This is a genomic window from Wolbachia endosymbiont (group A) of Colletes cunicularius, from assembly GCF_964264715.1.
GTDB lineage: Bacteria > Pseudomonadota > Alphaproteobacteria > Rickettsiales > Anaplasmataceae > Wolbachia.
In genome coordinates this window covers 152,250-177,693 of sequence record NZ_OZ183471.1, presented here as the reverse complement: position 1 = coordinate 177,693, position 25,444 = coordinate 152,250, and the positions used below count along the sequence as shown (strand labels likewise).

The window sequence follows — 25,444 nt, the reverse complement described above, 5'->3', positions numbered from 1 at the left end:
TTGAAACTAGTAGCACTTTAAGTTAAGGTACATTATTTAACCCCGATAATGACAAGTTGGCCATTTCAAGAAGCAGAAAAAATATTGCAAGAGTTTCCTAATAAAAAAGAAATAATATTTGAAACTGGTTATGGGCCCTCTGGTTTACCCCACATAGGAACCTTTGGAGAGGTTCTCCGCACTACAGTTGTTGTAAATGCATTAAAAAAAATAGCTCCTGGTATAAAAACCAAAATCATTGCAGTTTCAGATGATATGGATGGTTTGCGAAAAATACCAGATAATGTGCCAAATCAAGAGATGCTAAGAGAGCACTTAAATAAACCATTGACTATGATACCTGATCCATTTGGCACTCATCAGAGTTACGGTCATCATATGAATTCATTGTTGTGTAAATTTCTTGATTTGTTTGAATTTGAATACGAGTTCAGGAGTGCAACAGAGTGTTATAAATCTGGCGTTTACGATGAAAAACTTTTACTACTGCTGAAAAATTATGATAAAGTGATGGACGTAATGCTTCCATCATTTCGGGAAGAAAGGCAGCAGACTTACAGTCCATTCTTGCCAATATGCCCAAAAACTTCTCAAGTTTTACAAGTTCCAGTAATTGAAACAAATACAGATAAAGGAACAATCACGTATGAAGACCAAAACGGGGAAAAAATAGAAGTTCCAGTGACAAAAGGAAAATGTAAACTGCAATGGAAACCTGATTGGGGAATTAGGTGGGCCGCATTTGGAGTAAATTATGAAGCTCACGGAAAAGATTTAACTCCATCTGCTGTGCTTTCAAGTCAAATATGTGAAATACTTGGAGAAAAGCCACCACTTCTGTTTTGCTACGAGCTTTTCCTTGATAAAGAAGGAAAGAAAATATCAAAATCAAGAGGAAATGGCATTTCAATTGAAGAGTGGTTAACTTACGCACCAACAGAGAGTTTAGCATTGTACATTTTTCAGAGCCCTAAAAAAGCTAAACGTTTATATTTTGATGTGATACCAAAATCAACTGATGAATATTTAGAATTTGTAAGACGTTACAACGAGAACAACGGGGAAAACACAAATAGTAAATTTCATACAGAACCTGGTTATGATGAGAAATTTCTAGGAGAAGTGCAGGTGAGCACCGCAGAATACTCGAATGTATTTGAGGAGCGCAAGCAAGCTTTAACGACAAAATTGCCATCAGAAGCAAGGTTATGTAACCCTGCCTGGCATATCCACCAGGGCAATGTTCCCAATATAGAAACTTCAGGCATAAATTTCTCACTACTTTTAAACCTAGCAGTGGCTTGTAATGCTGAAAACAAAGAGATCCTATGGGGTTTTATATCCTATTATGCACCGAACGTCACACCAGAAAATAATAAAATGCTTGATAGACTTTCAGACTTTGCAGTAAAGTATTACCACGATTTTATCAAACCAACAAAATCATATAAAACTCCAAATGCAAAAGAGAAAGAAGCGTTACTAGATTTGAAGGACACTTTACATTCTCTATCTACAACTGTTACTGCTGAAGAAATTCAATCTCAGGTATTTTCTATTGGAAAAAAATATGATTATACCAACTTACGTGACTGGTTTCAGCTATTATATGAAACGTTACTTGGCCAAAAAACCGGTCCAAGAATGGGATCTTTCATAAAGCTTTATGGAATAGATAATACGATTTCTCTCATAGAAAGCGCTACTAAATGTATACTTTAGAGTTTACCTTCTTTCATTTGAGCTCTTTAGTTTTTAGTCCTGCCTTCTAAGGCTTTTACTCGTGACAACCACTGTGCCTGCGATCTTGTCGTGCCAAGTTTGACAGCGTTTGTTGAAATTTGACCATAAAAAGCCCAAGAATAATGGTGCAGCTGACAATATAAAGGAAAAAAATCTCTTTGTTGCTTGTCTTAGGTTCATCTTTTCGAAAGTTTGTGCATCCACAACTCTAAGCCCAAGTAATAGTTTTCCAGGTGTAGCAGCAAACCTTACCCACATATATGTAACATAGCAAAAGAGCATAATGCATTGGACTATTTGATTTAGGATTTGTAATTTTATAAGTCTACTCTGCGTTGTCTTTTCTTCTGCAGACAGTGGCGCTTGCATTTGGTATTTTGCAGCAATTTGACTTAATATTTTGCTATCCTCTGAGTTCATAAAGAGCTTATTTAAGGCTTGGCTGCAAAACTGCAAGAACAAAACGATAATAATCAAATCAAGCAATACTGATATATAGCGCCTAAGTCCTGTTACATAACATATCCCATTTTCATCTTTCTTTACCTTTTGAATAACATTTATAGAAGAAAAAATAGAAAATAAACGATTAAAAAATTTATGTAACATATATATACTTTCCAATATTTAACGTGCCCCTGGCCGGACTTGAACCAGCATGCTTTTGCAAGCAACAGATTTTGAGTCTGCCGTGTCTACCATTCCACCACAGGGGCATTAAGTTTTAATGCTATAGGCAACACGGAATTAGTCAAATTTTATATGTCTTTCAAATGAGGACTAAATATTCTACAATAATCAACAGTTACTCTCAAAACTTAAAATGAATGAATTAGCTAGTCTCCTCAGTTCAAGAAGTGTAGACAAGGAAATATGTAAATTACCGCATAATTTAGAAGCCGAGCAAATGCTTATTGGTGCAATGATTCGTGATAATAGAATCTGTGATGCAGTTGAAGATACAATCACGGCAGAGAATTTCTATGATCCATTACATCAGAGTATCTTTACGCAAATATCCAAAACCAGGAAACACGGTATAGTTGCCAATGAACTAAGCCTCAAAATGTTTTTTGAGAACGACCAAGCGTTTACCGAGTGTGGTGGGGTAGAGTACTTAGCAAAGCTTGCAGCAAAGGCAAGTATTGCACTTGATATCTATAGTTTGACTAGAATAATCCGTGATACTTACTTAAGGAGATGTTTAATTAAGCTCGGGCAAGAAATAGTTGGTGATAGCTACAACTACGATATTGAAAATCCTGCACAGGCGCAAATTGAACAAGCAATGACAAAATTGTTCAACTTAGCAGTAAAAAAACAAGGTGAGAAAACATATATAAAACTTGCAAGTTCAATTAAAGACGTAGTTGAGAAGATCAGCACACTGAAAAATAATCCAGAAGCGCTGGGCGTTACAACCGGACTTCAAGATCTAAATCAGCTTCTTGGTGGCCTACAAAAATCTGATTTATTAATTTTAGCTGCAAGGCCTTCTATGGGTAAAACAGCACTGGCGCTAAACATCGCACTTAATGCTTGTAAGATGTTGCAAAAAAGAGCAGATAAACAACACTATGTAGCGTTTTTCTCACTTGAAATGTCAGCAGAACAATTAACCGCAAGGCTGATCACTATAGATTCAGGGATTAGTTATTATAAGGCATTAACCGGAAGAATTAGTGATTTTGAATTGCATGAATTTATCAATGCTAGTACAGAATTATCTGAACTGCCTTTCATCATAGATGACACCCCTGCGCTATCAATTAGTGCCCTTCGCACCAGAATACGCTTGCTGTATCAATTATATAATGTAGAAGTGGTATTCATTGATTATTTGCAGCTAATCAGAGGAACAACAAAAAGAAGTAATGAAAATAGAGTACAAGAAATCTCGGAAGTGACGCAGGGTTTGAAAGCAATTGCAAAAGAGCTGAATATTCCCGTTGTTGCACTATCTCAGCTCTCTCGTTCTGTTGAGCAGAGGGATGATAAAAAACCACAACTTTCTGATTTACGTGATTCAGGAAGCATAGAGCAAGACGCAGATATAGTGATGTTCCTCTATAGAGAAGAATACTATGAATTAAGAAAGCAGCCAAATGAAGGAAACAATAAACATCGGGAATGGCAAGAGAAAATGGAAAAAATTAGAAACATTGCAGAGCTCGTTATTGCAAAGCAGAGAAATGGGCCAATTGGCAGTGTAAAGCTATATTTTGACTCCAGCAGAGGCGCATTCAAAGATTACACGGAGAGGCACAGTTCATAGCCTTCAAGAATCTTTTATCAATACCTATCCTCGCTATAGTTTACTAATTTATTAATAAACTTGACATATCTCTTCACCCGTGCTACAATTTTAATAATAAGTTAATTCTAGTGAGGTATATAATGAAAAACATATTTAATAAAACTAACTCACCTTATCTTGCGAGTGGTGCTTTGGCTATCGGAACTCTGTTGATATCAGGAATATTTGCTGTAGCTCCTTATATTGGTTTTTTAGCTCCATTTGCAGCTCTAAGCCTTGGCCTTCCATTTGTTATTGGTGGTGCCATATTTTCCGTTGCAGTTATTGCACTTTCGTATAAAGCAATTGGTAAGAATGGTGATATCCGTAAGCAGAACACTCTTCTCCATGAAGAAGCGAAAAAAAATGCTGAGCTTACATTGGAGTTGAAAGAGAAAGATGCTCGACTTGCTAAAAATGATACTAAGCTTTTTGATAAGCAAGAGCAGTTACCTAAAGAAGAGGTTAAGTTGGATCACTTAGACCTTGCTGTTTCTTCTAGCAAACAAGGGAAACAAGCTAATAGTTTGGATTATTTAAACATCGATAATGTTTCTAAGCAATTTGATCTTTCAAGTATTGATGCTGCTAAAAAGCATTTAATGAGTCTTGTTGAAAAAGATATCAATGAAGATATACTTTTTGATGCAGAACCTGGTGAGGAAAAAAGTACCAAAAATCCTAGTCCAGTAAATCAGCCAACTCAAAATGGTCAAAGCTGGGGCGCATGGAGTCTAGACAAGGCCAAGACAGCAGCTAGATTAGTAGTTGGAGCAGCAATGCTTGCTGCCACTGTAGCACCAGTTCTTGTGGGCACATTATTCGAAGAATCCAGTGCATCACCTGCAGGTGATAGGTTCGGCAGTATCAACGGTACGTATTCTCGTTACTAAAGGTAATCCCACCTAGGAGAAATAGCTAAAAACTATTTCTCCTCTTTAACATCAACCCTCAAAAAAACCGGCGTAGGTTTAGGTAGTGTAATGCCTGAACTTACGCATGCGTTGCACAGAGATTTTAAATCTCGTTGCTCTTTTGGAATTTGCAATTGGTCAAGTATCATTTCCGCTGACCTCGGGACAATTGGCTGCAATAAAATGCCAATTATCCTGATATATTCCAGTAATTTGTAGATTACTAAATTCATGCGCTCTCTATCTGTTTTGCTCAATGTCCAGGGTGCACTTTTGTCTATATAAGCATTGGCTTCAGAAGATATGTTGATAATTAGAAGTATAATCTGGTTAAATTCATACTTTGATAAATGGTCCATCACTTGACCTAGTATAGCTTTGCAATTTGGAAGGCTTTCCTCGCCTTTAAGTAGGCTTTGATCAACTGTTGGTACAACTCCCGAGCATTGCTTGTGTAAAAATGAAATTGTTCTTTGCACTAAATTGCCTATATTGTTTGCCAGTTCTGAGTTTATTCGGCTGATCATGTTTTTCTTACTAAAATTGCCATCCTGACCAAAGCTTGCTTCCCGAAGGAGAAAATAGCGTAGTTGATCAACACCAAACTCTTGAGCGAGGCCAATTGGATCTATGACATTACCAAGAGACTTGGATATTTTTTCTCCCTCGTTTAGCCACCAACCATGAACTGCAATTTGTTTTGGCAGTGGCAAATCTGCTGCAAGGAGAATCGCTGGCCAATATACAGCGTGAAAGCGCAATATGTCTTTGCCGATTACATGAACGTTGAAAGAGTTGTCAGCTAGGTTTGCAGTGCTTGACACTGGAATCTGCGTTTTGGATTCTGCCCAAAACCTCTTATATTCTTTACCCTCAGTACTAGGAAAACCTATCGATGTGAGATAATTAGTTAATGCATCTATCCAGACATAGATTACGTGTTTGTCATCACCTGGTACTTTTATTCCCCAGTTAAAACTAGTGCGAGAGATTGAAAGGTCAGTGAGTCCTGATCTTACAAACGATACCACTTCATTTTTTCTGCTCTCAGGAAAGATAAAATTTGGCTGATTTTCATATAGTTCTAGTAATTTATCCTGCCAATTCGACAAACGAAAAAAGTAGCTCTCTTCTTTTACCCATTCAACCTCAGCACCTGTTGGTGCTTTGCCATCTATCAGCTCTGATTCCTGATAAAATGCTTCATCACGAACTGAATACCAACCCGAATAGGAATCCAAATATATTTGTCCTCTCTCTTTAAGTCTATTCCATAAAACTATAACTGCTTTTTTGTGACGTTCCTCCGTAGTGCGAATAAAATCATCATACTCAAAATTCATGAACTTAGCCAATTCTTTAAATGAAACGCTTACTTCATCTGTAAATTCTTTCGGCTGCATTTCCTTCGGCTGCATTTCCTTTGCTTTAGCTGCTTTTTCGATTTTTTGCCCATGCTCATCTGTGCCGGTGGTAAATTTGACATTTTTCCCAGCTAGTTTCATAAATCTAGCTGTAACATCACAGATGAGAGAAGTATATGCATGTCCGATATGCGGCTTGTCGTTTACGTAATATATTGGCGTGGTGATGTAAAAGTTCTCGAATTGTTTCATTATGCAGTGCTTAAAGTTTTATCGTATATGCACTAGCAGTAAAAATCAATATATAGCTAAGGTTTACCATTTCTGTAATCCTATGATATGTACACAAGCTGCACATAGGGTGTCATGAAAGTAGCTGACACTGGCATCCAGGAAATTTTGCTTGTAAGTAAAGCAAACTGATTTGGTGAGCATAGAAAGTAGCCGATCTTGTGCTAAATAAACGTTTTTGATATGGAAAGCTGGATCCAAGTAGTCAGGGCACTGGGATGACAGGAGAAGGTACTAGCCTGACAACCGTCATCCCGCTACTTGTTAGCGGGATCTATGCTAAGAGATACCGCGGCGGTATGACGTAGAGCTCGCGTTATTTTATACTCACCAACTCAGTATCCAATCTGGATCCAAGTAGTCAGGGCACTGGGATGACATTAGAACCGTCTCAAACTACAATGTTTCCACAAAGTATATAATTCACATCCACGCCTTTAGTTAAATTCCACTCGCGTTTTATTACGTTGTACTCCATGCCAGCCATGTTTTGCAGCGTTACATTATTTTCTCTTAAGTGATTTGCAATTTCTGACGGCTTGAGAAATTTATTCCAGTTATGCGTGCCTTTCGGCAGCCAATTTAATATGTACTCTGCTCCGACTATTGCAAGACAAAAGGATTTGATAGTTCTATTTATTGTGGATATAAAGATCAGTCCCTCTGGTTTTAGCAGCTCTATTGCTTTTTTCATGAAAAACTCTAAATTATCCACATGTTCAACTACTTCCATCAACAGAACCACGTCGTACTTCTTGTCATTACTTAGCTCTTCAATGCTGGTGTGCATATATTCTACATTAAGCCCTACTTTTTTCGCATGTGACTGTGCCACTTTGATGTTTTCTTCACATACATCTATTCCCACAACGTTAATGCCAACGCGTGCCATTGACTCTGACAAAATGCCACCACCGCATCCAACATCAAGCAATGATAATTCTTTTAAATCGCATTTTTTTAACTCTTTTATTTTCTCAATAATGTAAGATACCCTCACAGGATTCATCATGTGCAATGGTTTGAATTTGCCGTTCTCATCCCACCACTGGCCTGCCATTTTAGCGAATTTTGATATTTCATCTTCGTTATAAGTTTTTGTTTTTTTTTTCTTAGAGGTTATATTGCTGAGTTTATCAAGACGTTTTTTATGTCTGCTTTCTTTTGAAAATTCTGTTTCGAGGAATTGTTTGACTATGTCTTTTGCTAATCCACTCGCAGTAAATCCTGCACCAAGACACAGTACATTTGCGTTGCCATGCTCGCGAGCTAATTTTGCGATCTCAACACTATTGCATAAAGCAGCGTAGATTCCTTCAAAACGATTTGCCACAGTACTCATGCCCAAACCTGTACCACAAATTAATATCCCATAATTTGCTTTTTTGCTTGTTATATCTTCTACAACTTTAACAGCATAGTCTGGGTAATCTACACACTTTTGCTTAGCAGTGCAGCCTTGATCTACCGCTGTGTAACCCAGGGTTTCCAGGTAGGATTTTATTTCTGATTTTAATTCATAACCAGCATGATCTGAGGCAATTGATATTATATCTGACATATAAAAAGTTGATCTTGCATAACTTAAGGATATTTATATGGGTAATTTATTTTGATCTTTCTGTCAAGCCGTTTTAACGCGAATTCTGGATTAAGGAAGGAAGAAAGTATAGGAAATAGAAGGCTTTGTGGATTTGATGGAATAGGAAATGAGAGTAGAAAAGATATGAACCAAAAAATTAACAGGGGATCTATGGCGAGTGTGTTCAATTTCTAGTCTATTTTTTAGGTAACCAAAAACAGTCTCAATGATAGACCTTTTTCTCAGTAAAATCTTCTCATTTAACGAAATCAATGTATTTTTCATACCTTTTTTCACCTTGGTAACAAGTTTCAAACCTCGGTCAAACAGCTTCTGAAAAAGCTCTTTTGCAATATAACCTTTGTCACCAAACAAAAGACCGATTAATTTTTCCGTCAGATTTGGCACAGGTATCCTATCATCAACATTGCCTTTTGTTAGCGTAAGTGCATGAATTTCAACATTTTCATTGATTACCATATGTAATTTGAAACCAAAAAACCAGCCGTAAGTGCTCTTGCTTAATTTTGCAATTCCAGCAAAAACTTTGTTTTTGGATATTCTTTTTGCATGACAAACTGCAATGGGAGTTGTGTCTATATATGAAATTCCAGTGTTTTCTGACTGTCCACAAAGCCAATGCAACAACATTGCTAAATGCCACAAAACCCTAGGCTTTAGAGCAACAAACCTGGTATATGAAGGTAACTTTGGAAACTCTGATTTGTAGAGCAACGTTAGGTAATGTAGATAGAAAGTTTTACACGGAGATTGTTGATATAGCAGGATTATTGTCATGATTTCGGAGTGCTCAATTTCCGTTGTTCTTGTGGGGTTTTTACCATTTGGCAGTAGTTTATCTGCAAAATTTTTCTCTATATCTCTGCAAAAATCATCGACCAAACAAAACAGTTTTGTTATATCTTCCATGGGTAACCTCATCTATTTTTTTATCACTGCTGAGTTTACCCTGTTTTCTTGCCTCTTCTATTCTCCTTTAATCCAGAATTCACGTGAAAAAAGGTATGAAAAATACATTGATTTCGCTAAATGAGAAGATTTTACTGAGAAAAAGGTCTATCATTGAGACTGTTTTTGGTTACCTAAAAAATAGACTAGAAATTGAACACACTCGCCATAGATCCCCTGTTAATTTTTTGGTTCATATCTTTTCTACTCTCATTTCCTATTCCATCAAATCCACAAAGCCTTCTATTTCCTATACTTTCTTCCTTCCTTAATCCAGAATTCGCGTTAAAAGGAGAAAAAGCTGCTATCTTACTAATTCAACTTTCTATTATAAATAGATCTATGGTCTAAAAATGGAATATATGATGAAAAGAACTATAAATACCTCAACTGGCGAATGGGCAGAAAGTGAATTTGGAATTGTTAATTTTGGTGATATAAGATTAAGTAAAAGGCTTCTAAAAATAGTTAATAGTTTTGCTGAATCGCCTGAGTGTTCAATAAATCAAGCTTGTGAAGATTGGCATCAAAGTAAAGCAGCTTATAGATTTTTCCAAAAAGATGCCATTTCTGAAAGAAAGATATTAGACAGTCATATAATTAAAAATATTGAAAGAGCTAAAGAATACTCAACTATCTTAGCTATCCAGGACACGAGTTATATTTCATATAAAAATCATAAAAAGACCGAAGGATTAGGGATTATAGCAGCAAGATTAACATCTAAAACAACTAATTTTAAAACCCATGGATTAGTGATGCATACAACGTTTGCAGTTACAACAGAAGGACTACCTATAGGATTATTGGATCAAAAAATTAGTACTAGACCTCCCTTAGCTGAAGACCTAAAGGAGTTGAAAAGAAGAAGCCATAATACTGCTCTTCCCATAGAAGAGAAAGAAAGCATACGGTGGATAGCATCACTTAAAGACTCTACTAAACATCCTGGATTAAAGGATGTTAAGGTAGTTACCGTTTGTGATAGAGAAGCAGATATTTATGATTTATTTGAAGTTGCTTCCACTAATCAATCTCTTTTTGTAGTAAGAGGAAATCAAAACAGAACAGTAAACAAGAAGTCGACTTATTCTGAAAAAGGTGGTGAAAGATTGTGGGATTTGATGAATCGCATGTCTTGCCAAGGAGAAATACAAGTGAGTATTCCTGCTTGCGATAACAAACCTCAAAGAACAACAGTTTTAGAAGTAAAGTTTAGTAACTTTGTGATGAATGCATCAAAAAACAACGCTAGACGTAAAACGCAAAAACTTCCTAATTTAAATTTAAATGCTGTCTATGTTATAGAAAAATATCCCCCATTTGGCGAAGAGCCCATGAACTGGATTTTGTTAACAAATATAAATATTAATAATTTTGAAGAAGCAGTAGAAAAAATACAATGGTATTGCTTAAGATGGAGAATAGAGGTTTTTCATAAAATTTTGAAATCCGGTCTTAAAGTTGAAGAATGTAGGCTCCAAACAGCAGATAGATTGATCCGCTTTCTTACAATTATGAGTATAATTGCATGGAGAATATTTTTTATCACATTGGTAGCTAGAACAAATCCGAATCTTTCTTGCACTGTCATACTGACTGATGACGAATGGAAGGTTTTATATACCAAAATGCTTAAGACAAAAAACTATCCTGAGACTCCACCACCTATAAGAGAAATTGTGAGGTGGGTGGCCAAGTTAGGAGGGTTTTTAGCTCGCAAAAATGACTTAGAACCAGGCCCTATAGCTTTGTGGAAGGGATGGAAACGTCTCTTTGATTTAGCAGAAGGATGGAGACTTGCTCATTCATTCTATACTTGTGGGTAATAGTAAGCATGATAAGGGGGCTGGCGGAGTTTGTCAAGTAAGTTTTTTCTTTTCTGCGGGCTACTTGAATAACGGCTACAATGTTTGTACAATTGTGCGTCATGCGCTGGAACCCGTTTTAGCCCTTATCTATATCTCAGTTCCACCAACAGTTATTGCGTCGACTTTGAGTGTTGGTTGACCAACTCCAACGGGCACATTTTGTCCATCTTTTGAGCATGTGCCAACACCGGGGTCCAACTTTAAGTCGTTGCCAACCATGGATACTTTTTTTAGCACTGTTGGCCCATCACCAATTAGTGTTGATCCTTTGACTGGCTGTGTAATTTTACCATTTTCTATTAAGTAAGCTTCTGAAGATGAAAAAACAAATTTCCCTGACGTTATATCAACTTGCCCACCACCGAAATTTACTGCATACAGACCTTTCTTTACGCTAGATATTATTTCTTCCGGCGTATGTTTCCCTGGTAACATATAGGTGTTTGTCATGCGCGGCATAGTAACTTCTTTATAACTTTCTCTTCTACCATTACCAGTTGGATTCACACCCATGAGTTTAGCATTCATATGATCCTGCATGTAGCCTTTGAGAATTCCATCCTCTATCAATACATTATAACTGGGTGGAGTACCTTCATCATCTATGCTAATAGAACCACGCAAATTAGGCAGAGTTCCATCATCAACTACTGTGATGCCACTATCTGCTACTTGTTTACCAATAGAATTTGAAAATGCTGAGACTCCTTTACGATTAAAATCGCCTTCGAGTCCATGACCCACAGCTTCATGCAACAATACTCCCGGCCAGCCCGGACCTAGAATAACTGTCATTTCTCCGGCTGGAGTTGGAATTGCTTCAAGATTTACCAGTGCTTGTTCCAAAGCCTGGTTTGCAACTTCTTTCCACTTTTTCTCAGAAATAAACTTACTATAAGAATCCCTTCCACCGTGTCCTGCGGAGCCTCTCTCGGTTCGACCATCTTTCTCTACGATGACTAACACATTAAAACGTACCAGAGGCCTGATATCGCTTAATCTGTGATCACCCTTTATTATTTGTACGACTTGCCATTCTCCACTTAGAGTTATTTTTACTTGCTTCACGCAGTTATTTTTGGACCTTACATACTCATTAACCTCATTGAGTAGTTTAATCTTTGAATTCAGATCCATTTCATTTGTAGGGTTAATCCTCGAATATGGACTTTTTGTCTCTTCGTTTAAATTTATTGAATTTGTCTTGTTTAAAGACACTGAGCTTTTTACCATAGAAGCAGCATTACTAATTTCTTTTTCGCTAATCTCAGAAGAACAAACGAAAGATGTACTATCCTCACAAAAAGACCTTAAACCAAATCCCCTTCTGGTATTCAAATCTACGTGTTTTAATATATTGTCATCAAAAACTAGGGACTCCGACTGGCAAAATTCTAGAAACAGCTCACCACCATCGCTATTGCTCAAAGCGTTATTGACTATTTTATATACGTTATTAATATTAACATTGTTTTGAGCGAAAAATATTTGATCTAGATTTGGCATTACCTTTGAACTAAAAATTGTTTAAGTATATTATTTAACTTTAACATAGTAAACTATAAAAAGCCCGGGTGGCGGAATTGGTAGACGCGCTAGCTTCAGGTGCTAGTAACTTTTTAAGTTGTGGAAGTTCAAGTCTTCTCTTGGGCACTCTTAGCTTCCATATTGCTTGTTGAATTAGTTAATGCTACAATATAACGTATTAGGTAATATTTATGCTATGTATGGTGAAAAAGATAAGTTAGCCTACAGAAAGAAGGTACGAACTTACTCGAAACGCTTAGTTACTGCGCTATCTACTGCCCTTTTTATTGGATATATAGCAACATTAGTCTTCAATATTTCTGGACTAAGTGTACATTCTGCCGCTCTTAGTATCACACTAAGTGCAATTTCACTTGGCTTAAATTCATGGTCACGTACTGATCATTTTCGAAAATGCGAGCTTAATAAGCAGCTTGGTGTAGAAAACTCTCCTGGACAAAAAAAATTAACGAAGATCTATCTTGATATAGTATCCAGCGTTTCATTTCTAATAGGAGGCATTGCATCTATGTCGCTTTTTGAGTCTTCTTTTATCTATTTTGTTTCTACACCTTTTTTTATTTTAGGTTGTGCTATTATGGCAACTAATATCATTCGGACTTTGATCAGCAAACCACAGGCAGAAAAACCTACTGATACCCTCTCCCCATCTGTAAAAGCAGTTCAAGTGTCAACAAGTTAACTTATTTGACTTGTATAGGAATATTAGCTATAATATTAATAGTTTAATAATAAAAGAGGGTAGTATATGGATTTTTTAAACAGTCACCCAGATTTTTTGAGGATAATGCTTATTATGTAATATCTGAATATAATACGGATAATCGAGATCTTACAGATCTTAGTACATATGTAGTAGAACGTGATGCATATGAGAATTTGGTATTCAAAAACTTATATACATATATACGTTCCGATGGAAACGTACATAAAGATATAATGCTTAATCCAAAATCTTTACAAATAGAAGAGAGGATAGAAGATAGCAGAATCAAACAGTGTTATACAAATAACTATAAGGTAGATAATGGAACTTTATCTTTAGATGAGAGAGAATTAGTATTCAATATAACTCCAGGTAAATGGAATGATTCAACAGAGTTCAATGTAATTAGCATTAAAAAAGTATAAGTGAATTTAAAGCTTAGTGGTAAATAGGGGACTGAGTATCCTTATTTTAACATCAATTACTTGAATAGTTGCTCAAGCCATCAAAATAAAAATTTTTATTCAATAATTTATTTATAAAGGATATGATCTTACCAATAGTGGAGCAAATCAGAATGAAGTCTATTTTATTAACGAGGCCTTTATTGGACTCGTTCAATACAAGAAATATATTGAGAAAGTATGGATACAAAGTTTTTATAGAACCAGTATTCACAATAAAGTACTTAAATCCTGATATATCTGCACACGAATTTGACGTTGTAATATCTACAAGTAAAAACAGTGTAAAGGCTTTTAGTCAAATATGCAAAGTGGATGACTTTCCGATTATTACGGTTGGTAATTCAACCATGCAGGCTGCAAAAAATTTGGGATTTTCTGATATAATCTCAGCAGACAGCAACGTTGATGGTCTGATATCATTCATAAAAGCTCATTATTCAAACGCAATAAAGTTCTTGTATATAAGGGGACAAGAAGTATCATGTGACCTAAAAAAGAGATTATCTGAAGAAGATTTTAATGTAAGAGAAGTTGTACTCTATAAAACAATTATAAAAAGGAGTCTAACTAATAGGTGTAAAAATTTACTGTTGGATGGTAAAATTGATAGTGTTGCTTTTTTTTCCTCACAGACAGCAAGGGTATTTTGTTCATTAGTTCTAAAAAGTGGGCTATCTCATGTGATGAATAATACAGTTGCATATACCATGAGTAAAAACATTGCTGATAGTTTAAGGTTAATCAAATGGAAAAAAATTATAACATCGAGGTTGCCTACTGGGGAGAGTTTAATTGATATAATTAATAAGGATTGTTGATGCTAAAGATTGCAACTTGGAACGTAAACTCCATACGTAAAAGAGTTAACCAACTTTGTAGTTTTATAGTTGATAGTCAGATAGATATAATTTTGCTGCAAGAGATAAAATGTACGGAAGAGCAATTTCCTTATGCAGAGATAGAAAAGTTAGGATATGAATATGCTATCTATGGACAAGTTGCAAGAAATGGCGTTTGTGTTTTATCTAAATATCCGATACTGGAAAAATTAAAAATTGATGTTGTAGAGAGTCATCAAGAAGCACGTTATATAGAATGTGTGATAAAACACACCAATCATAAGGTAAGGGTAGGAAGTGTATACGTGCCAAACGGCCAAAGCCTGGACTCTCAGGCATTTGAATATAAACTCAAGTTTTTTGATAACCTATATGAAAGAATGAGCACTTTGTTGAAGAATGAAGAGTTAACTATTATAGCTGGCGATTATAATGTTGCACTGGATGAAATTGATGTTTTTGATTCAAATTTATTGAATGGCCAAGTGTGCTTTCATATAAAAGAACGTGAGAAGTTAAGAGCAATCTTGAATCTTGGGTTTAAAGACACGTTTAGAATACCCCACCCCAATTTGCAACAATTCACTTGGTGGCATTATCAAGGCAATTCACTCAGAAACAATCAAGGAATGCGAATAGATTATATGCTATTATCGCCACAAGCTGTAGATAAATTGGAAACATGCTACATAGATGATAGATTGCGTAAGCTAGAAAATCCATCTGATCATACTCCTGTTGTATGCATTATAGAATAATAGTAGACCTCTTACACAATTCACTTTTGGCAAACCTAAGTAGGTTGCTGCCCTGTGTTTTTAGCTTGCTGATCTAAAGTAACCTGTTTAAGCACAGTAGACTGCTTACTCTTTTGAGTAAGTTGCTCCTCAGCTGTTACAGCAGGTTGATTACCCTGCCCAGTTTCATTAACTCTGGATTTTAAAATTTCATTGATACCACCGCTAATTTCATTACCCCATTCTTTTCTTTCCTTTTCATCTCGTGAATGAGGGTTATATAAAGTACCTTTTTTGTCATTTGAAAAAAGAACCTCCACTCCTCCTTTTATGGCGAATATTGTACCAATAACAGCAGCAACTATCGCGAGTGTAGTAGGACCAAAAATTAATATTGAAGCAACGGAAAAAGAAATAGGAAGAAAAATCTTACGTAAGAACGTTGTTACCATCTCTTCATCACTGAGCGGTGGTTCATCCTCTTCTTTTTTATCTTTACCTAAGAATGGTATTTTTTCTTTCACCCCATTCATAAAAGAGCTGGAAATATTTTTTGGGTCCATCTTTATTCCAAACGGCCACTCAGCAAGCTTTATGAATGAATCTTTAGCTTCTGTACCGCGTATATCAGCTACACATTCAGCTACTTCTTGCTTTATTTTGTCATTCTTTAAATTCTCTTCACTAGCTAAATTTTTTTCTCTAATTTTTTCAAATACGGAAAGTAAAAACTGAAGAAAATTTTCTTCACTTAGTAACTTTATATCTTCTTGATTAATATTATTGAATATACCTTCATGATTTTTTGATATAAAAGTAAAAATTTTCTTTTCATTTCCATTCTGTAATCGCTCTAATCGTTTATCTAATAACTTCAGATCATTCTGTAATTCTTGTTTTTCTCGATCTGGAAGTTCTTCTTTCAATTTCTGTTTCTTCTTTTCTATTTCCTGTTTCGTTTGCTTTTCTGGATTTTCTAAAGTATCTAGGAAAGCACGATAGATTGCCTGATATTCCTCTTTTTCAAAAATTTTCTCATCTTTGTTAGTTACCTGAGTAGGTGACTTTGGAGGTTTTGAACTTTTTACTTGTGGGCCTGTCATGGCTGACCTATTTGCATTTGCTATGTCCTATTCTAACATATTTTTCGTATTAGTTCAAATGATTTATACTCCTAGAATTCGCAATGTTTAAATCATAATTAAGAACCCCAGTTGTCGCCAATTTTTATTTCTACTTCAAGTGGTATAGAAATTTCTATTGCATTTTCCATTATATCTTTCATAAGTTCTGCCGTTTCTTGTACCTTTTCATCCTCTACCTCAACCAGTAGTTCATCGTGAACTTGGAGGATTATTTTACCTATCTTCAGCTGATCAAAAAGCTGAACCGTCGCACGTTTTATTATATCAGCAGCAGTTCCTTGCAGTGGTGCATTTATTGCTGCCCTTTCTGCAAATTGTCTCATATAAGGAATTGTATTGTGTATGTCTCTGACGAAGCATCTCCTGCCAAACAAAGTTTCTACATAACCATGCAATCTTGCGATAGACACTGCTTTTTCCATATAGGCCTTTATTTCTGGGTAACAGGAAAAATAGTAATTAATGTATTCAGCAGCCTCTTGAAAGGTAATTCCAAGCCGCTTTGCAAGACCAAATGGGCTAATGCCATATATAATCCCAAAGTTAATAGACTTTGCTTTTCGCCTTAATTGCTCATCTATTTCTTGCACTCCAAAAACTTGCCTTGCGGTGATATCGTGAATATCTTGTCCGTTTGCAAAAGCTTCTTTAAATGCTGCAACGTTTGCAACGTGTGCTAGGAGTCTTAACTCTATTTGTGAATAGTCGGCAGAAATTATCTTGTATCCTTTTGGTGCAATAAACGCTTGTCTGATAAGATTTCCCTCTTCGCTTCTGATAGGAATATTCTGTAAATTAGGATTGCTGGAGCTCAGCCTTCCAGTTGCAGTTGCAGTCGTTGAAAAGTTTGTGTGTATCCTACCATCAATGGGATCAACTTGCTTTATTAGCGCATCAGTGTAGGTGCCTTTTAATTTACTTAAATGTCGCCAATTTAGAATTTTACTTGCGATTTCTACCCCTTCTTCTTCGAGTGCCTCTAGAACTTCATAATTGGTGCTATACAATCCAGATTTTGACTTTTTCTTTTTATTAAGCCCCATTTTATTAAATAAAACATCACTTAATTGCTTTGGCGAAGCAATATTAAATCTTTCCCCTGCTAAGTTATATATCTCATCTTCAAGCACAGCAATTACCTGCTGAAATTTATCGGACAGCTCCTGTAATTTTTGTATGTTCAGCAATATTCCATTTTTCTCCATATTAAATATCACTTTCATAAGTGGCTTATCGAAGCGCTCGTAAATTGTGAACAATTTTTCCTGAAATAACCTTTGCTTTAGCTTTTCATGAATTGCTATTAAAGCTTTTGCCGAGAAAATTTCTACATCTCCACTCAAATTATGTGCAATTATGTTTGGAATACTGTGATCATGCTTTCCTGTATCCAAGCTATACGACATTATCATCAAATCATCAACTGAATCTAGCATCTTCTCCACTGCAGGGAAGATTTTCCTCATCTCTTTAATGTTATGTATTATTTTAAGCACGCCATTTGAGAGTAAAGTTGAGTTAATTATAACGAGTGCATCTTGTATGCTGTCCTGCTCTATATAAAAAATATTACTTTCGCTATAAGATAAGGAAATTTTATTTAATAAGTTGTTTTCAAAGTGGCAATGAATTGCAATTTTGCCTTCATATCTACAATGCTCCAAAAATTTCTCTAACTCTTCACTACTATATTCTGTTTTCTTTTCTGTGCTAGATCCATTGTAAGAAAAAAGCTTTTCCATTTTACCTATTAAGGAATTGAATTCATACTTCTTTAAAAAGGATAATAGTTTCTCCATATTTGGAGAATGGACTTCATATTTTGCAATATCATGTTGAAGGTCTACTTTTTCGCATAGTGATAAAAGTTCTCTTGAAATTAATGCTTTTTCCTTATGTTCGGTAAGAATATTACGAATCCTCATTTGCTCGATGTTATCAATGTTCTCTATAATATTATTCAATGAATCAAATTCATCTAGTAATTTAGCTGCAGTCTTCGGACCTATTCCTGGAACACCTGGAATGTTGTCAGATGCATCACCAGTTAGAGAAAATAAATCAAGAAGCTTATGTGAGTTTACACCAAATTTTTCTATTACTTGTTTTTCATCTATGTATATATTTTTAATGGGGTCGAATATTAAAATATTGTGGTTCAAGAGTTGAAATAAATCTTTATCTGATGAAACGACTACCACTTTAAAGTCTTGGTGATTGGCGTATTTTGCAGCTAGTGTTGCGATTATGTCATCTGCTTCATAACCTTCAATTTCTTCATAGCTGAGGTTAAAAGCTTCTACCGCTTCCCTCAGTATGGTAAACTGTGGAGTTAGATCCTCAGGAGGTGTTACTCTGTTTGCTTTGTACTCAGGATATAAATTGTGCCTAAAATTCTTTTTCCCTGCATCAAGTGCTATAGTTAAGTAGTCCGAATGGGCAATGTACTTAAGAACCATATTCAGAAAGCCATATACACCACCTATTGGCATTCCTGTTGTGGTAATTAAGTGAGGTAGTACATAGTAAGCTCTGAAAAGAAAACCATAGCCATCGATGATTGTGAAAGTTTTTTCTTTCATTGTAGATATTTATGCGTGCTTTTGATGGTCCACTATTTAGCTGCGAAAATCAAGTTTTTGTTTTTCTGCTTTTGAGCATTGTAAGAGCCTGTCTTCAAACTCAAGAATGAGCTAATTTGTGAAGCATAATAGTGATCATATTAAAGAAGATGTTGTTTTTTGAAGTGAGAGGAGAATGCTCATAATCCTTACTCATACGTCTAAAATTGGAGAGCCAAGCAAAGGTTCTCTCAACAATCCAACGTTTGGGAATAACCTGAAATCCTGTATCAACTATTTTCTTGGTAATCGTCAATAAACATCCAGTTTCCAATAAGCAGAGGTTTTGCAATTTACCTGTGTATCCTTGATCAGCAAAAAACTTATGTAATGTTGGAGCTTTGCATTTGGCTTGAACAAAAAGATTTAGTGCACCATCAAGATCCTGAATGCTTGCACTTTGTACTTCAGCAGCAATTACAAGACCTACAGTATCTACAACGATGTGGCGCTTTCTACCCTTTACTTTCTTGCCAGCATCATATCCTCTGGATCCCCTTTTTGAGTAGTTTTTACTGATTGGCTATCTATTATTCCCACTGATGGAGTTTCATTCTTACCAATTATCTCTCTTACTTTTTTAACTAGAAAATCATGAATCTCTTGCCATATTCCACTTTTTTTCAATCGCTAATTACAACTATACACTGTTTTCCATGGTGGAAAATCTTTAGGCAGTTGTCTCCATTGACATCCTGTTCTCATCATATAGCGGATTGCGTTAATAATTGTTCTATAGCCAACCGAAGTAAGATTTCCCCGAGAGCTGAAAGACAAAATCAATAGCCGAATTAATATTGGGCCAAAAGCTTGGCAGCACTTTTCTTATGGCATGCTTAATGGCAAACCAGAACTTCTCAATCGGATTTAAATCCGGTGAGTATGGCGGCGAGAACAAAATTTTACACCCAACATTTTCTATCAAATTTTTCGTTCTTGCAGATTTATGAAAGCTTGCATTATCGAGAACAATAGTCTGTCCAGGTTTTAATATAGGAACAAGTATATTTTCTACATAAGCATCAAAAATCTCGCTGTTGCAGTAGCCCTCAATTACCCAGGAAGCTTTAACTTTTCCCTCATTTAGTGCTCCTATTATGCTTACCCTCTTTCTTTTAAACCCTGGTTTATCGGCAAATAACCTCTTGCCTTTTTGAGACCACCCATATTCATAAAATCTGTTGTCTTCTACTCCAGAGTCATCTATGAATATCAAGTTTTCTTTTTCTATTCCTTCTATTTTTTTTATGAACTCCTTGCGTTTCTCTTCATTCCTTTCCTGATAAAGAAAAGTTTTTTTTATATGTATAGTTTACTTTTTTAAGATAATTGTAGACTGTGCCTTTGCACATGTTGCCAAATTTTTCAATTATTTTTTCAACCGTAATATCTCGGTTTTCATCCAGAAATTTGACAAAGCCATCTAAGTATTTAATTTTATGACTATGTCCCTTTTGGTAGCCTGAAGACGGTTTTATACTTCCTGTTTCTTCTCTTCTTTTCCTCCACCAGTATATAGTTTTTCTATCAATTTTGAACATCTTGCTTACTTCTTCCATAGTCATTTTTTTCTCGTCAACCACTTTTAAAACTCGTTCCCTCAGGTCCTCACTATATGGCTTTGCCATCATTCTACCTTAATTAAAGCAGTATTATACCTTTTTACACTCCTTTGAGGAAACCTTATTTCGGTTAGCTATAGAAGTAAAGTTTAGTAACTTTGTGATGAATGCATCAAAAAACAACGCTAGACGTAAAACGCAAAAACTTCCTAATTTAAATTTAAATGCTGTCTATGTTATAGAAAAATATCCCCCATTTGGCGAAGAGCCCATGAACTGGATTTTGTTAACAAATATAAATATTAATAATTTTGAAGAAGCAGTAGAAAAAATACAATGGTATTGCTTAAGATGGAGAATAGAGGTTTTTCATAAAATTTTGAAATCCGGTCTTAAAGTTGAAGAATGTAGGCTCCAAACAGCAGATAGATTGATCCGCTTTCTTACAATTATGAGTATAATTGCATGGAGAATATTTTTTATCACATTGGTAGCTAGAACAAATCCGAATCTTTCTTGCACTGTCATACTGACTGATGACGAATGGAAGGTTTTATATACCAAAATGCTTAAGACAAAAAACTATCCTGAGACTCCACCACCTATAAGAGAAATTGTGAGGTGGGTGGCCAAGTTAGGAGGGTTTTTAGCTCGCAAAAATGACTTAGAACCAGGCCCTATAGCTTTGTGGAAGGGATGGAAACGTCTCTTTGATTTAGCAGAAGGATGGAGACTTGCTCATTCATTCTATACTTGTGGGTAATAGTAAGCTTTATGCCGGACGCCACCTACCCAGTAAACAAGTTTCCGATAGGTTTATCCCAAGTTAGAAATTACCCCCTGGTTTTGACGTCACCTTTGATGTTTCGACACTTCATCAGTGGTTCACTTGCGTTCGTCTCTCTATTTAACACATGACACATAATTGTGCCTTTTCCGTAACTCTCACTACCTTGACTCTTTATCAAAGCAGCTTACGGTTGTTTAAAGCCTGCTCTTGTAAACCGGCTTTGAGGGGCCCACCCTCATCTATTATGTAGCTTTTGCACTTAGTTTGCTCTTTGTCTGAGCATCCTTTATGCTTCTACGGCACACAATTTCTTAAACATTTGCAGCGTAGGTTAGTTGCAATTAAAAGCAGCTTAATCTCGCTTGTCAAGCGTTTTAAACATAAAAAACGCCAATATTTTAAAGCGGATAATAACCACGGGGCTTCTTTTGCCTTTTTTTTATTTGGTAAATTTCTTAATATTTGTAGCTAGAGACTCTCATCTTTAGCGAGCTTCAAGGTAATTGGTTGCTATTTGCGAAAATATTTGCATAATTTAAGCAACATTAATTGATAAAAATTAACTATGGAGCTTAATAAGATTGCAGCATCGATTTTACTTTCTGGACTAATCATTATGATAGTCAGCAACGTAGTTGATATGCTGTATAGTCCAGAGGAATATAAGATTAAACACCAAACGATAGTAGCTACTGGTAACAATGAGTCCCAGCAAAAAATCGAGCAAGTGGCGCTCGATATTGGAGCGCTCATGCAGAATGCTAGCTTTGAAAAAGGCAAGTCAGCAGCGAAGAAATGTATAGCCTGCCATAGTTTTGAGAAAGGTGGAATGAATAAAGTAGGACCAAACTTATGGAACGTAGTTGGAAACAAAAAGGCTCATCTTGGTAACTCATTCAATTACTCAAAAGCAGTGCTTGAAAGAGGTGGAAAATGGGGGTATGAGGAGCTATTTGCTTTCTTAAAGAACCCAAAAGCCTATATAAAAGGTACGCGTATGGCATTTGCAGGTATTTCCAATCCACAAGAAATTGCAGATCTAGTTAGTTATTTGCGTCAATTGAGTGATAACCCGGTTGCTTTGCCAAAGTAGTATGGATTATTGTAATGATGGAAATAATGGTCACATAGCATATCGAAAGCTACAAGGAAAGAAAGCTTCTGTAGTTTTTTTCGGTGGATTTGCATCTAATATGGATGGAACTAAAGCAACTGCTATTTACAAATTTTGCCAAGAAAACGATATAGCACTTGTGCTATTTGATTATTTTGGTCACGGTCATTCAAGTGGTGATTTTATTGATTACACGATAAGTGATTGGCAAGAAAATTGTGCTAAAGTGATAAGTGAATTAACTAGCGATAAACAAATAATTATAGGTTCAAGTATGGGAGGATGGCTGATGCTGCTCATTGCCCTTCAATTTCCAGAAAAAATTGCAGCATTAATCGGCATATCGTCTGCTCCTGATTTTACTGAAGATTTGATATTCAAGCAATTATCAGACAAGCAAAAAGAAGAACTAGGTTCTAAAGGTGTAATAGATTTTACTTCAGAGCATTGTACATACAAAATAACTAAAAATTTGATCGAAGATGGCAGAAAGAACCTTCTTTTAAACAGAGAAGCAATAGATATAAACTGTCCTGTACGCTTATTGCATAGCATTAATGATAAAGATGTTCCTTATCAAACTTCATTGAATTTAGCTGAAAAAATTAAGTCAACCGATGTTGAAGTATACTTGATGAAATCAGCAGAGCACAACATGTCTGACAATCACTCACTGAAAGTTTTATTTAAGACCATTAGAGAATTTTTGCCAGCAAAAACATATAGGTAACCGTTCACAGATTTCCACTTAATTCTTCAATCTCACTAATAGAAAGGCCAGTAAACTTGACAATAGTGTTGACATCAACATTATTAGCCAGCATTGCTTTTGCGACTTCAATTTTCCCTTCAATTTTTCCTTTCTCTATACCTTTTTGTATACCTTTCTCTTCAGCAAGATCAAGTCTGTATTCAAGAATGGCTTCTTCTTTCCGTAGATCCATTATTCTTTCTTCGTAAGCTACTAAATCTTTTTCGTTCCAACGAAACTTGTCTAATTCATCATATGCTAGCTTTATTATTGGCGCTTTTTCTGCTATCTCTTTTAAGTCCTCTTCTGTTGTTTCTTCTGCGTATTTAAAAAAGAAACACCACCTTTCTATTGTGCTTTCTATAGCTAACCGAAGTAAGATTTCCCCGAGAGCTGAAAGACAAAATCAATAGCCGAATTAATATTGGGCCAAAAGCTTGGCAGCACTTTTCTTATGGCATGCTTAATGGCAAACCAGAACTTCTCAATCGGATTTAAATCCGGTGAGTATGGCGGCGAGAACAAAATTTTACACCCAACATTTTCTATCAAATTTTTCGTTCTTGCAGATTTATGAAAGCTTGCATTATCGAGAACAATAGTCTGTCCAGGTTTTAATATAGGAACAAGTATATTTTCTACATAAGCATCAAAAATCTCGCTGTTGCAGTAGCCCTCAATTACCCAGGAAGCTTTAACTTTTCCCTCATTTAGTGCTCCTATTATGCTTACCCTCTTTCTTTTAAACCCTGGTTTATCGGCAAATAACCTCTTGCCTTTTTGAGACCACCCATATTCATAAAATCTGTTGTCTTCTACTCCAGAGTCATCTATGAATATCAAGTTTTCTTTTTCTATTCCTTCTATTTTTTTTATGAACTCCTTGCGTTTCTCTTCATTCCTTTCCTGATAAAGAAAAGTTTTTTTTATATGTATAGTTTACTTTTTTAAGATAATTGTAGACTGTGCCTTTGCACATGTTGCCAAATTTTTCAATTATTTTTTCAACCGTAATATCTCGGTTTTCATCCAGAAATTTGACAAAGCCATCTAAGTATTTAATTTTATGACTATGTCCCTTTTGGTAGCCTGAAGACGGTTTTATACTTCCTGTTTCTTCTCTTCTTTTCCTCCACCAGTATATAGTTTTTCTATCAATTTTGAACATCTTGCTTACTTCTTCCATAGTCATTTTTTTCTCGTCAACCACTTTTAAAACTCGTTCCCTCAGAGCCTGTCTTCAAACTAAGTAGAAAGGAGTTAAGAAGTGTGTTATAAGATATATTTTAAATGTACCCAAGCGATATAAGTGACAAAGAATGGAAGATAATAGAGCTATATTTTGAACCTAAAAAGACCGGCAGACCAAGAAAACATAGTATTAGAACAATTATTAACGCAATCCGCTATATGATGAGAACAGGATGTCAATGGAGACAACTGCCTAAAGATTTTCCACCATGGAAAACAGTGTATAGTTGTAATTAGCGATTGAAAAAAAGTGGAATATGGCAAGAGATTCATGATTTTCTAGTTAAAAAAGTAAGAGAGATAATTGGTAAGAATGAAACTCCATCAGTGGGAATAATAGATAGCCAATCAGTAAAAACTACTCAAAAAGGGGATCCAGAGGATATGATGCTGGCAAGAAAGTAAAGGGTAGAAAGCGCCACATCGTTGTAGATACTGTAGGTCTTGTAATTGCTGCTGAAGTACAAAGTGCAAGCATTCAGGATCTTGATGGTGCACTAAATCTTTTTGTTCAAGCCAAATGCAAAGCTCCAACATTACATAAGTTTTTTGCTGATCAAGGATACACAGGTAAATTGCAAAACCTCTGCTTATTGGAAACTGGATGTTTATTGACGATTACCAAGAAAATAGTTGATACAGGATTTCAGGTTATTCCCAAACGTTGGATTGTTGAGAGAACCTTTGCTTGGCTCTCCAATTTTAGACGTATGAGTAAGGATTATGAGCATTCTCCTCTCACTTCAAAAAATAACATCTTCTTTAATATGATCACTATTATGCTTCACAAATTAGCTCATTCTTGAGTTTGAAGACAGGCTCTAAGATCTTCAAGTTCACTGTCTATACTACTTGTCTTGCTGCCTATAACGTGAATTCTGGA

The 25,444-nt window shown here is 35.7% G+C and carries 27 protein-coding genes, 2 tRNA genes and 3 pseudogenes; 16 read left to right on the top strand and 16 right to left on the bottom strand.

Annotation, left to right across the window (positions count from 1 at the left end; translation table 11 throughout):
• Window positions 1-48 precede the first annotated feature (48 nt).
• Window positions 49-1,722, top strand: a complete 1,674-nt coding sequence (gene lysS, locus ACFELZ_RS01005; protein ID WP_375316303.1) for a lysine--tRNA ligase — start codon at window positions 49-51, stop codon at window positions 1,720-1,722.
• Window positions 1,723-1,755: 33 nt separating this feature from the next.
• Here lysS and ACFELZ_RS01000 read toward each other — a convergent pair whose 3' ends face one another.
• Together ACFELZ_RS01000 and ACFELZ_RS00995 are read right to left on the bottom strand one after the other, a co-directional pair.
• Window positions 1,756-2,352, bottom strand: coding sequence for an RDD family protein (locus ACFELZ_RS01000; protein WP_375316734.1), 597 nt, complete (start codon window positions 2,350-2,352; stop codon window positions 1,756-1,758).
• 24 nt (window positions 2,353-2,376) lie between these two features.
• A tRNA-Leu gene (locus ACFELZ_RS00995) sits at window positions 2,377-2,459 on the bottom strand.
• 107 nt (window positions 2,460-2,566) lie between these two features.
• Here ACFELZ_RS00995 and ACFELZ_RS00990 point away from each other — a divergent pair.
• Both ACFELZ_RS00990 and ACFELZ_RS00985 read left to right on the top strand, forming a co-directional pair.
• Window positions 2,567-4,018 carry a replicative DNA helicase gene (locus ACFELZ_RS00990; protein ID WP_375316302.1) on the top strand — a complete coding sequence of 484 codons (1,452 nt, stop codon included), beginning with the start codon at window positions 2,567-2,569 and terminating at the stop codon, window positions 4,016-4,018.
• 122 nt (window positions 4,019-4,140) lie between these two features.
• The gene (locus ACFELZ_RS00985) at window positions 4,141-4,932 is read left to right on the top strand and encodes a hypothetical protein (RefSeq protein ID WP_375316301.1); all 792 of its coding nucleotides are present in this window, start codon (window positions 4,141-4,143) and stop codon (window positions 4,930-4,932) included.
• A gap of 32 nt (window positions 4,933-4,964) precedes the next feature.
• Here ACFELZ_RS00985 and metG read toward each other — a convergent pair whose 3' ends face one another.
• The 3 genes from metG to ACFELZ_RS00970 form a co-directional block, all read right to left on the bottom strand.
• Window positions 4,965-6,569: a methionine--tRNA ligase gene (metG, locus tag ACFELZ_RS00980; RefSeq protein ID WP_375316300.1), complete on the bottom strand. Its 1,605-nt coding sequence runs from the start codon at window positions 6,567-6,569 to the stop codon at window positions 4,965-4,967.
• Window positions 6,570-6,999: 430 nt separating this feature from the next.
• Window positions 7,000-8,169, bottom strand: coding sequence for a bifunctional 2-polyprenyl-6-hydroxyphenol methylase/3-demethylubiquinol 3-O-methyltransferase UbiG (gene ubiG / locus ACFELZ_RS00975; RefSeq protein ID WP_375316299.1), 1,170 nt, complete (start codon window positions 8,167-8,169; stop codon window positions 7,000-7,002).
• Between the two features lie 90 nt (window positions 8,170-8,259).
• A complete protein-coding gene (locus tag ACFELZ_RS00970; protein ID WP_375315786.1) occupies window positions 8,260-9,120 on the bottom strand; it encodes an IS982 family transposase in 861 nt (286 codons plus the stop codon).
• 83 nt (window positions 9,121-9,203) lie between these two features.
• On the opposite strand from ACFELZ_RS00970, the pseudogene ACFELZ_RS00965 reads away from it, so the two are divergent.
• Both ACFELZ_RS00965 and ACFELZ_RS00960 read left to right on the top strand, forming a co-directional pair.
• Window positions 9,204-9,431 (top strand): annotated as a pseudogene (locus ACFELZ_RS00965) (transposase); the annotation flags it as partial.
• Window positions 9,432-9,521: 90 nt separating this feature from the next.
• A complete protein-coding gene (locus ACFELZ_RS00960) occupies window positions 9,522-10,988 on the top strand; it encodes an IS4 family transposase (RefSeq protein WP_375316680.1) in 1,467 nt (488 codons plus the stop codon).
• Between the two features lie 129 nt (window positions 10,989-11,117).
• Here ACFELZ_RS00960 and tldD read toward each other — a convergent pair whose 3' ends face one another.
• Window positions 11,118-12,536 (bottom strand): metalloprotease TldD, encoded by a 1,419-nt coding sequence (gene tldD / locus ACFELZ_RS00955; protein WP_375316298.1) that lies wholly within the window; start codon window positions 12,534-12,536, stop codon window positions 11,118-11,120.
• A 62-nt stretch (window positions 12,537-12,598) separates the two neighbouring features.
• Between tldD and ACFELZ_RS00950 the strand changes: the two genes are divergently transcribed.
• The 5 genes from ACFELZ_RS00950 to ACFELZ_RS00930 all read left to right on the top strand — a co-directional run bounded on the left by ACFELZ_RS00950 (window position 12,599) and on the right by ACFELZ_RS00930 (window position 15,348).
• Window positions 12,599-12,683, top strand: a tRNA-Leu gene (locus ACFELZ_RS00950).
• A gap of 70 nt (window positions 12,684-12,753) precedes the next feature.
• Window positions 12,754-13,260: a hypothetical protein gene (locus ACFELZ_RS00945; RefSeq protein ID WP_375316297.1), complete on the top strand. Its 507-nt coding sequence runs from the start codon at window positions 12,754-12,756 to the stop codon at window positions 13,258-13,260.
• 197 nt (window positions 13,261-13,457) lie between these two features.
• Window positions 13,458-13,709, top strand: a complete 252-nt coding sequence (locus ACFELZ_RS00940) for a hypothetical protein (protein ID WP_375316296.1) — start codon at window positions 13,458-13,460, stop codon at window positions 13,707-13,709.
• Window positions 13,710-13,861: 152 nt separating this feature from the next.
• The gene (locus ACFELZ_RS00935) at window positions 13,862-14,569 is read left to right on the top strand and encodes a uroporphyrinogen-III synthase (RefSeq protein WP_375316733.1); all 708 of its coding nucleotides are present in this window, start codon (window positions 13,862-13,864) and stop codon (window positions 14,567-14,569) included.
• The gene (locus ACFELZ_RS00930; RefSeq protein WP_375316295.1) at window positions 14,569-15,348 is read left to right on the top strand and encodes an exodeoxyribonuclease III; all 780 of its coding nucleotides are present in this window, start codon (window positions 14,569-14,571) and stop codon (window positions 15,346-15,348) included. Before ACFELZ_RS00935 ends, ACFELZ_RS00930 begins: the two co-directional genes overlap by 1 nt.
• Window positions 15,349-15,383: 35 nt before the next feature.
• Here the strand turns inward: ACFELZ_RS00930 and ACFELZ_RS00925 are convergent, their stop codons facing one another.
• From ACFELZ_RS00925 to ACFELZ_RS00895, 7 genes are all read right to left on the bottom strand, one after another.
• Window positions 15,384-16,430 (bottom strand): hypothetical protein, encoded by a 1,047-nt coding sequence (locus ACFELZ_RS00925; protein ID WP_375316294.1) that lies wholly within the window; start codon window positions 16,428-16,430, stop codon window positions 15,384-15,386.
• A gap of 98 nt (window positions 16,431-16,528) precedes the next feature.
• Window positions 16,529-19,054, bottom strand: coding sequence for a DNA polymerase I (polA, locus tag ACFELZ_RS00920; RefSeq protein ID WP_375316293.1), 2,526 nt, complete (start codon window positions 19,052-19,054; stop codon window positions 16,529-16,531).
• 100 nt (window positions 19,055-19,154) lie between these two features.
• On the bottom strand, window positions 19,155-19,538 hold the full coding sequence (locus tag ACFELZ_RS00915) for a transposase (protein WP_375316621.1): 384 nt from the start codon (window positions 19,536-19,538) through the stop codon (window positions 19,155-19,157).
• A gap of 17 nt (window positions 19,539-19,555) precedes the next feature.
• Window positions 19,556-19,720 (bottom strand): hypothetical protein, encoded by a 165-nt coding sequence (locus ACFELZ_RS00910; RefSeq protein WP_375315781.1) that lies wholly within the window; start codon window positions 19,718-19,720, stop codon window positions 19,556-19,558.
• Between the two features lie 3 nt (window positions 19,721-19,723).
• A complete protein-coding gene (locus tag ACFELZ_RS00905) occupies window positions 19,724-19,870 on the bottom strand; it encodes a transposase (RefSeq protein WP_375316292.1) in 147 nt (48 codons plus the stop codon).
• Window positions 19,827-20,342 (bottom strand): IS630 family transposase, encoded by a 516-nt coding sequence (locus ACFELZ_RS00900; protein ID WP_375316634.1) that lies wholly within the window; start codon window positions 20,340-20,342, stop codon window positions 19,827-19,829. Before ACFELZ_RS00900 ends, ACFELZ_RS00905 begins: the two co-directional genes overlap by 44 nt.
• Before the next feature lie 19 nt (window positions 20,343-20,361).
• Window positions 20,362-20,724, bottom strand: coding sequence for a helix-turn-helix domain-containing protein (locus tag ACFELZ_RS00895; RefSeq protein ID WP_375315796.1), 363 nt, complete (start codon window positions 20,722-20,724; stop codon window positions 20,362-20,364).
• A 67-nt stretch (window positions 20,725-20,791) separates the two neighbouring features.
• Here ACFELZ_RS00895 and ACFELZ_RS00890 point away from each other — a divergent pair.
• From ACFELZ_RS00890 to ACFELZ_RS00880, 3 genes and pseudogenes are all read left to right on the top strand, one after another.
• Window positions 20,792-21,418: pseudogene (locus tag ACFELZ_RS00890) on the top strand (IS4 family transposase); the annotation flags it as partial.
• 592 nt (window positions 21,419-22,010) lie between these two features.
• Window positions 22,011-22,538 carry a c-type cytochrome gene (locus ACFELZ_RS00885; RefSeq protein ID WP_375316291.1) on the top strand — a complete coding sequence of 176 codons (528 nt, stop codon included), beginning with the start codon at window positions 22,011-22,013 and terminating at the stop codon, window positions 22,536-22,538.
• Between the two features lies 1 nt (window position 22,539).
• Entirely contained in the window at window positions 22,540-23,289 is a 750-nt protein-coding gene (locus ACFELZ_RS00880; protein ID WP_375316290.1) for an alpha/beta hydrolase, read from the top strand.
• 4 nt (window positions 23,290-23,293) lie between these two features.
• Here the strand turns inward: ACFELZ_RS00880 and ACFELZ_RS00875 are convergent.
• From ACFELZ_RS00875 to ACFELZ_RS00865, 3 genes and pseudogenes are all read right to left on the bottom strand, one after another.
• Window positions 23,294-23,674 (bottom strand): annotated as a pseudogene (locus ACFELZ_RS00875) (Rpn family recombination-promoting nuclease/putative transposase); the annotation flags it as partial.
• A 2-nt stretch (window positions 23,675-23,676) separates the two neighbouring features.
• A complete protein-coding gene (locus tag ACFELZ_RS00870) occupies window positions 23,677-24,186 on the bottom strand; it encodes an IS630 family transposase (RefSeq protein WP_375316670.1) in 510 nt (169 codons plus the stop codon).
• 19 nt (window positions 24,187-24,205) lie between these two features.
• Window positions 24,206-24,520 carry an IS630 transposase-related protein gene (locus ACFELZ_RS00865; protein WP_375316012.1) on the bottom strand — a complete coding sequence of 105 codons (315 nt, stop codon included), beginning with the start codon at window positions 24,518-24,520 and terminating at the stop codon, window positions 24,206-24,208.
• 80 nt (window positions 24,521-24,600) lie between these two features.
• Between ACFELZ_RS00865 and ACFELZ_RS00860 the strand changes: the two genes are divergently transcribed.
• From ACFELZ_RS00860 to ACFELZ_RS00850, 3 genes are read left to right on the top strand one after another with little or no spacing between them, the layout of a single operon-like run.
• On the top strand, window positions 24,601-24,798 hold the full coding sequence (locus ACFELZ_RS00860) for a transposase (RefSeq protein ID WP_375315805.1): 198 nt from the start codon (window positions 24,601-24,603) through the stop codon (window positions 24,796-24,798).
• A gap of 3 nt (window positions 24,799-24,801) precedes the next feature.
• Complete coding sequence (locus ACFELZ_RS00855; RefSeq protein WP_375315781.1) at window positions 24,802-24,966, top strand: hypothetical protein; 165 nt, start codon at window positions 24,802-24,804, stop codon at window positions 24,964-24,966.
• Window positions 24,909-25,367: a transposase gene (locus ACFELZ_RS00850; RefSeq protein WP_375316627.1), complete on the top strand. Its 459-nt coding sequence runs from the start codon at window positions 24,909-24,911 to the stop codon at window positions 25,365-25,367. The genes ACFELZ_RS00855 and ACFELZ_RS00850 overlap by 58 nt, the downstream gene beginning before the upstream one ends.
• Window positions 25,368-25,444: the final 77 nt, after the last annotated feature.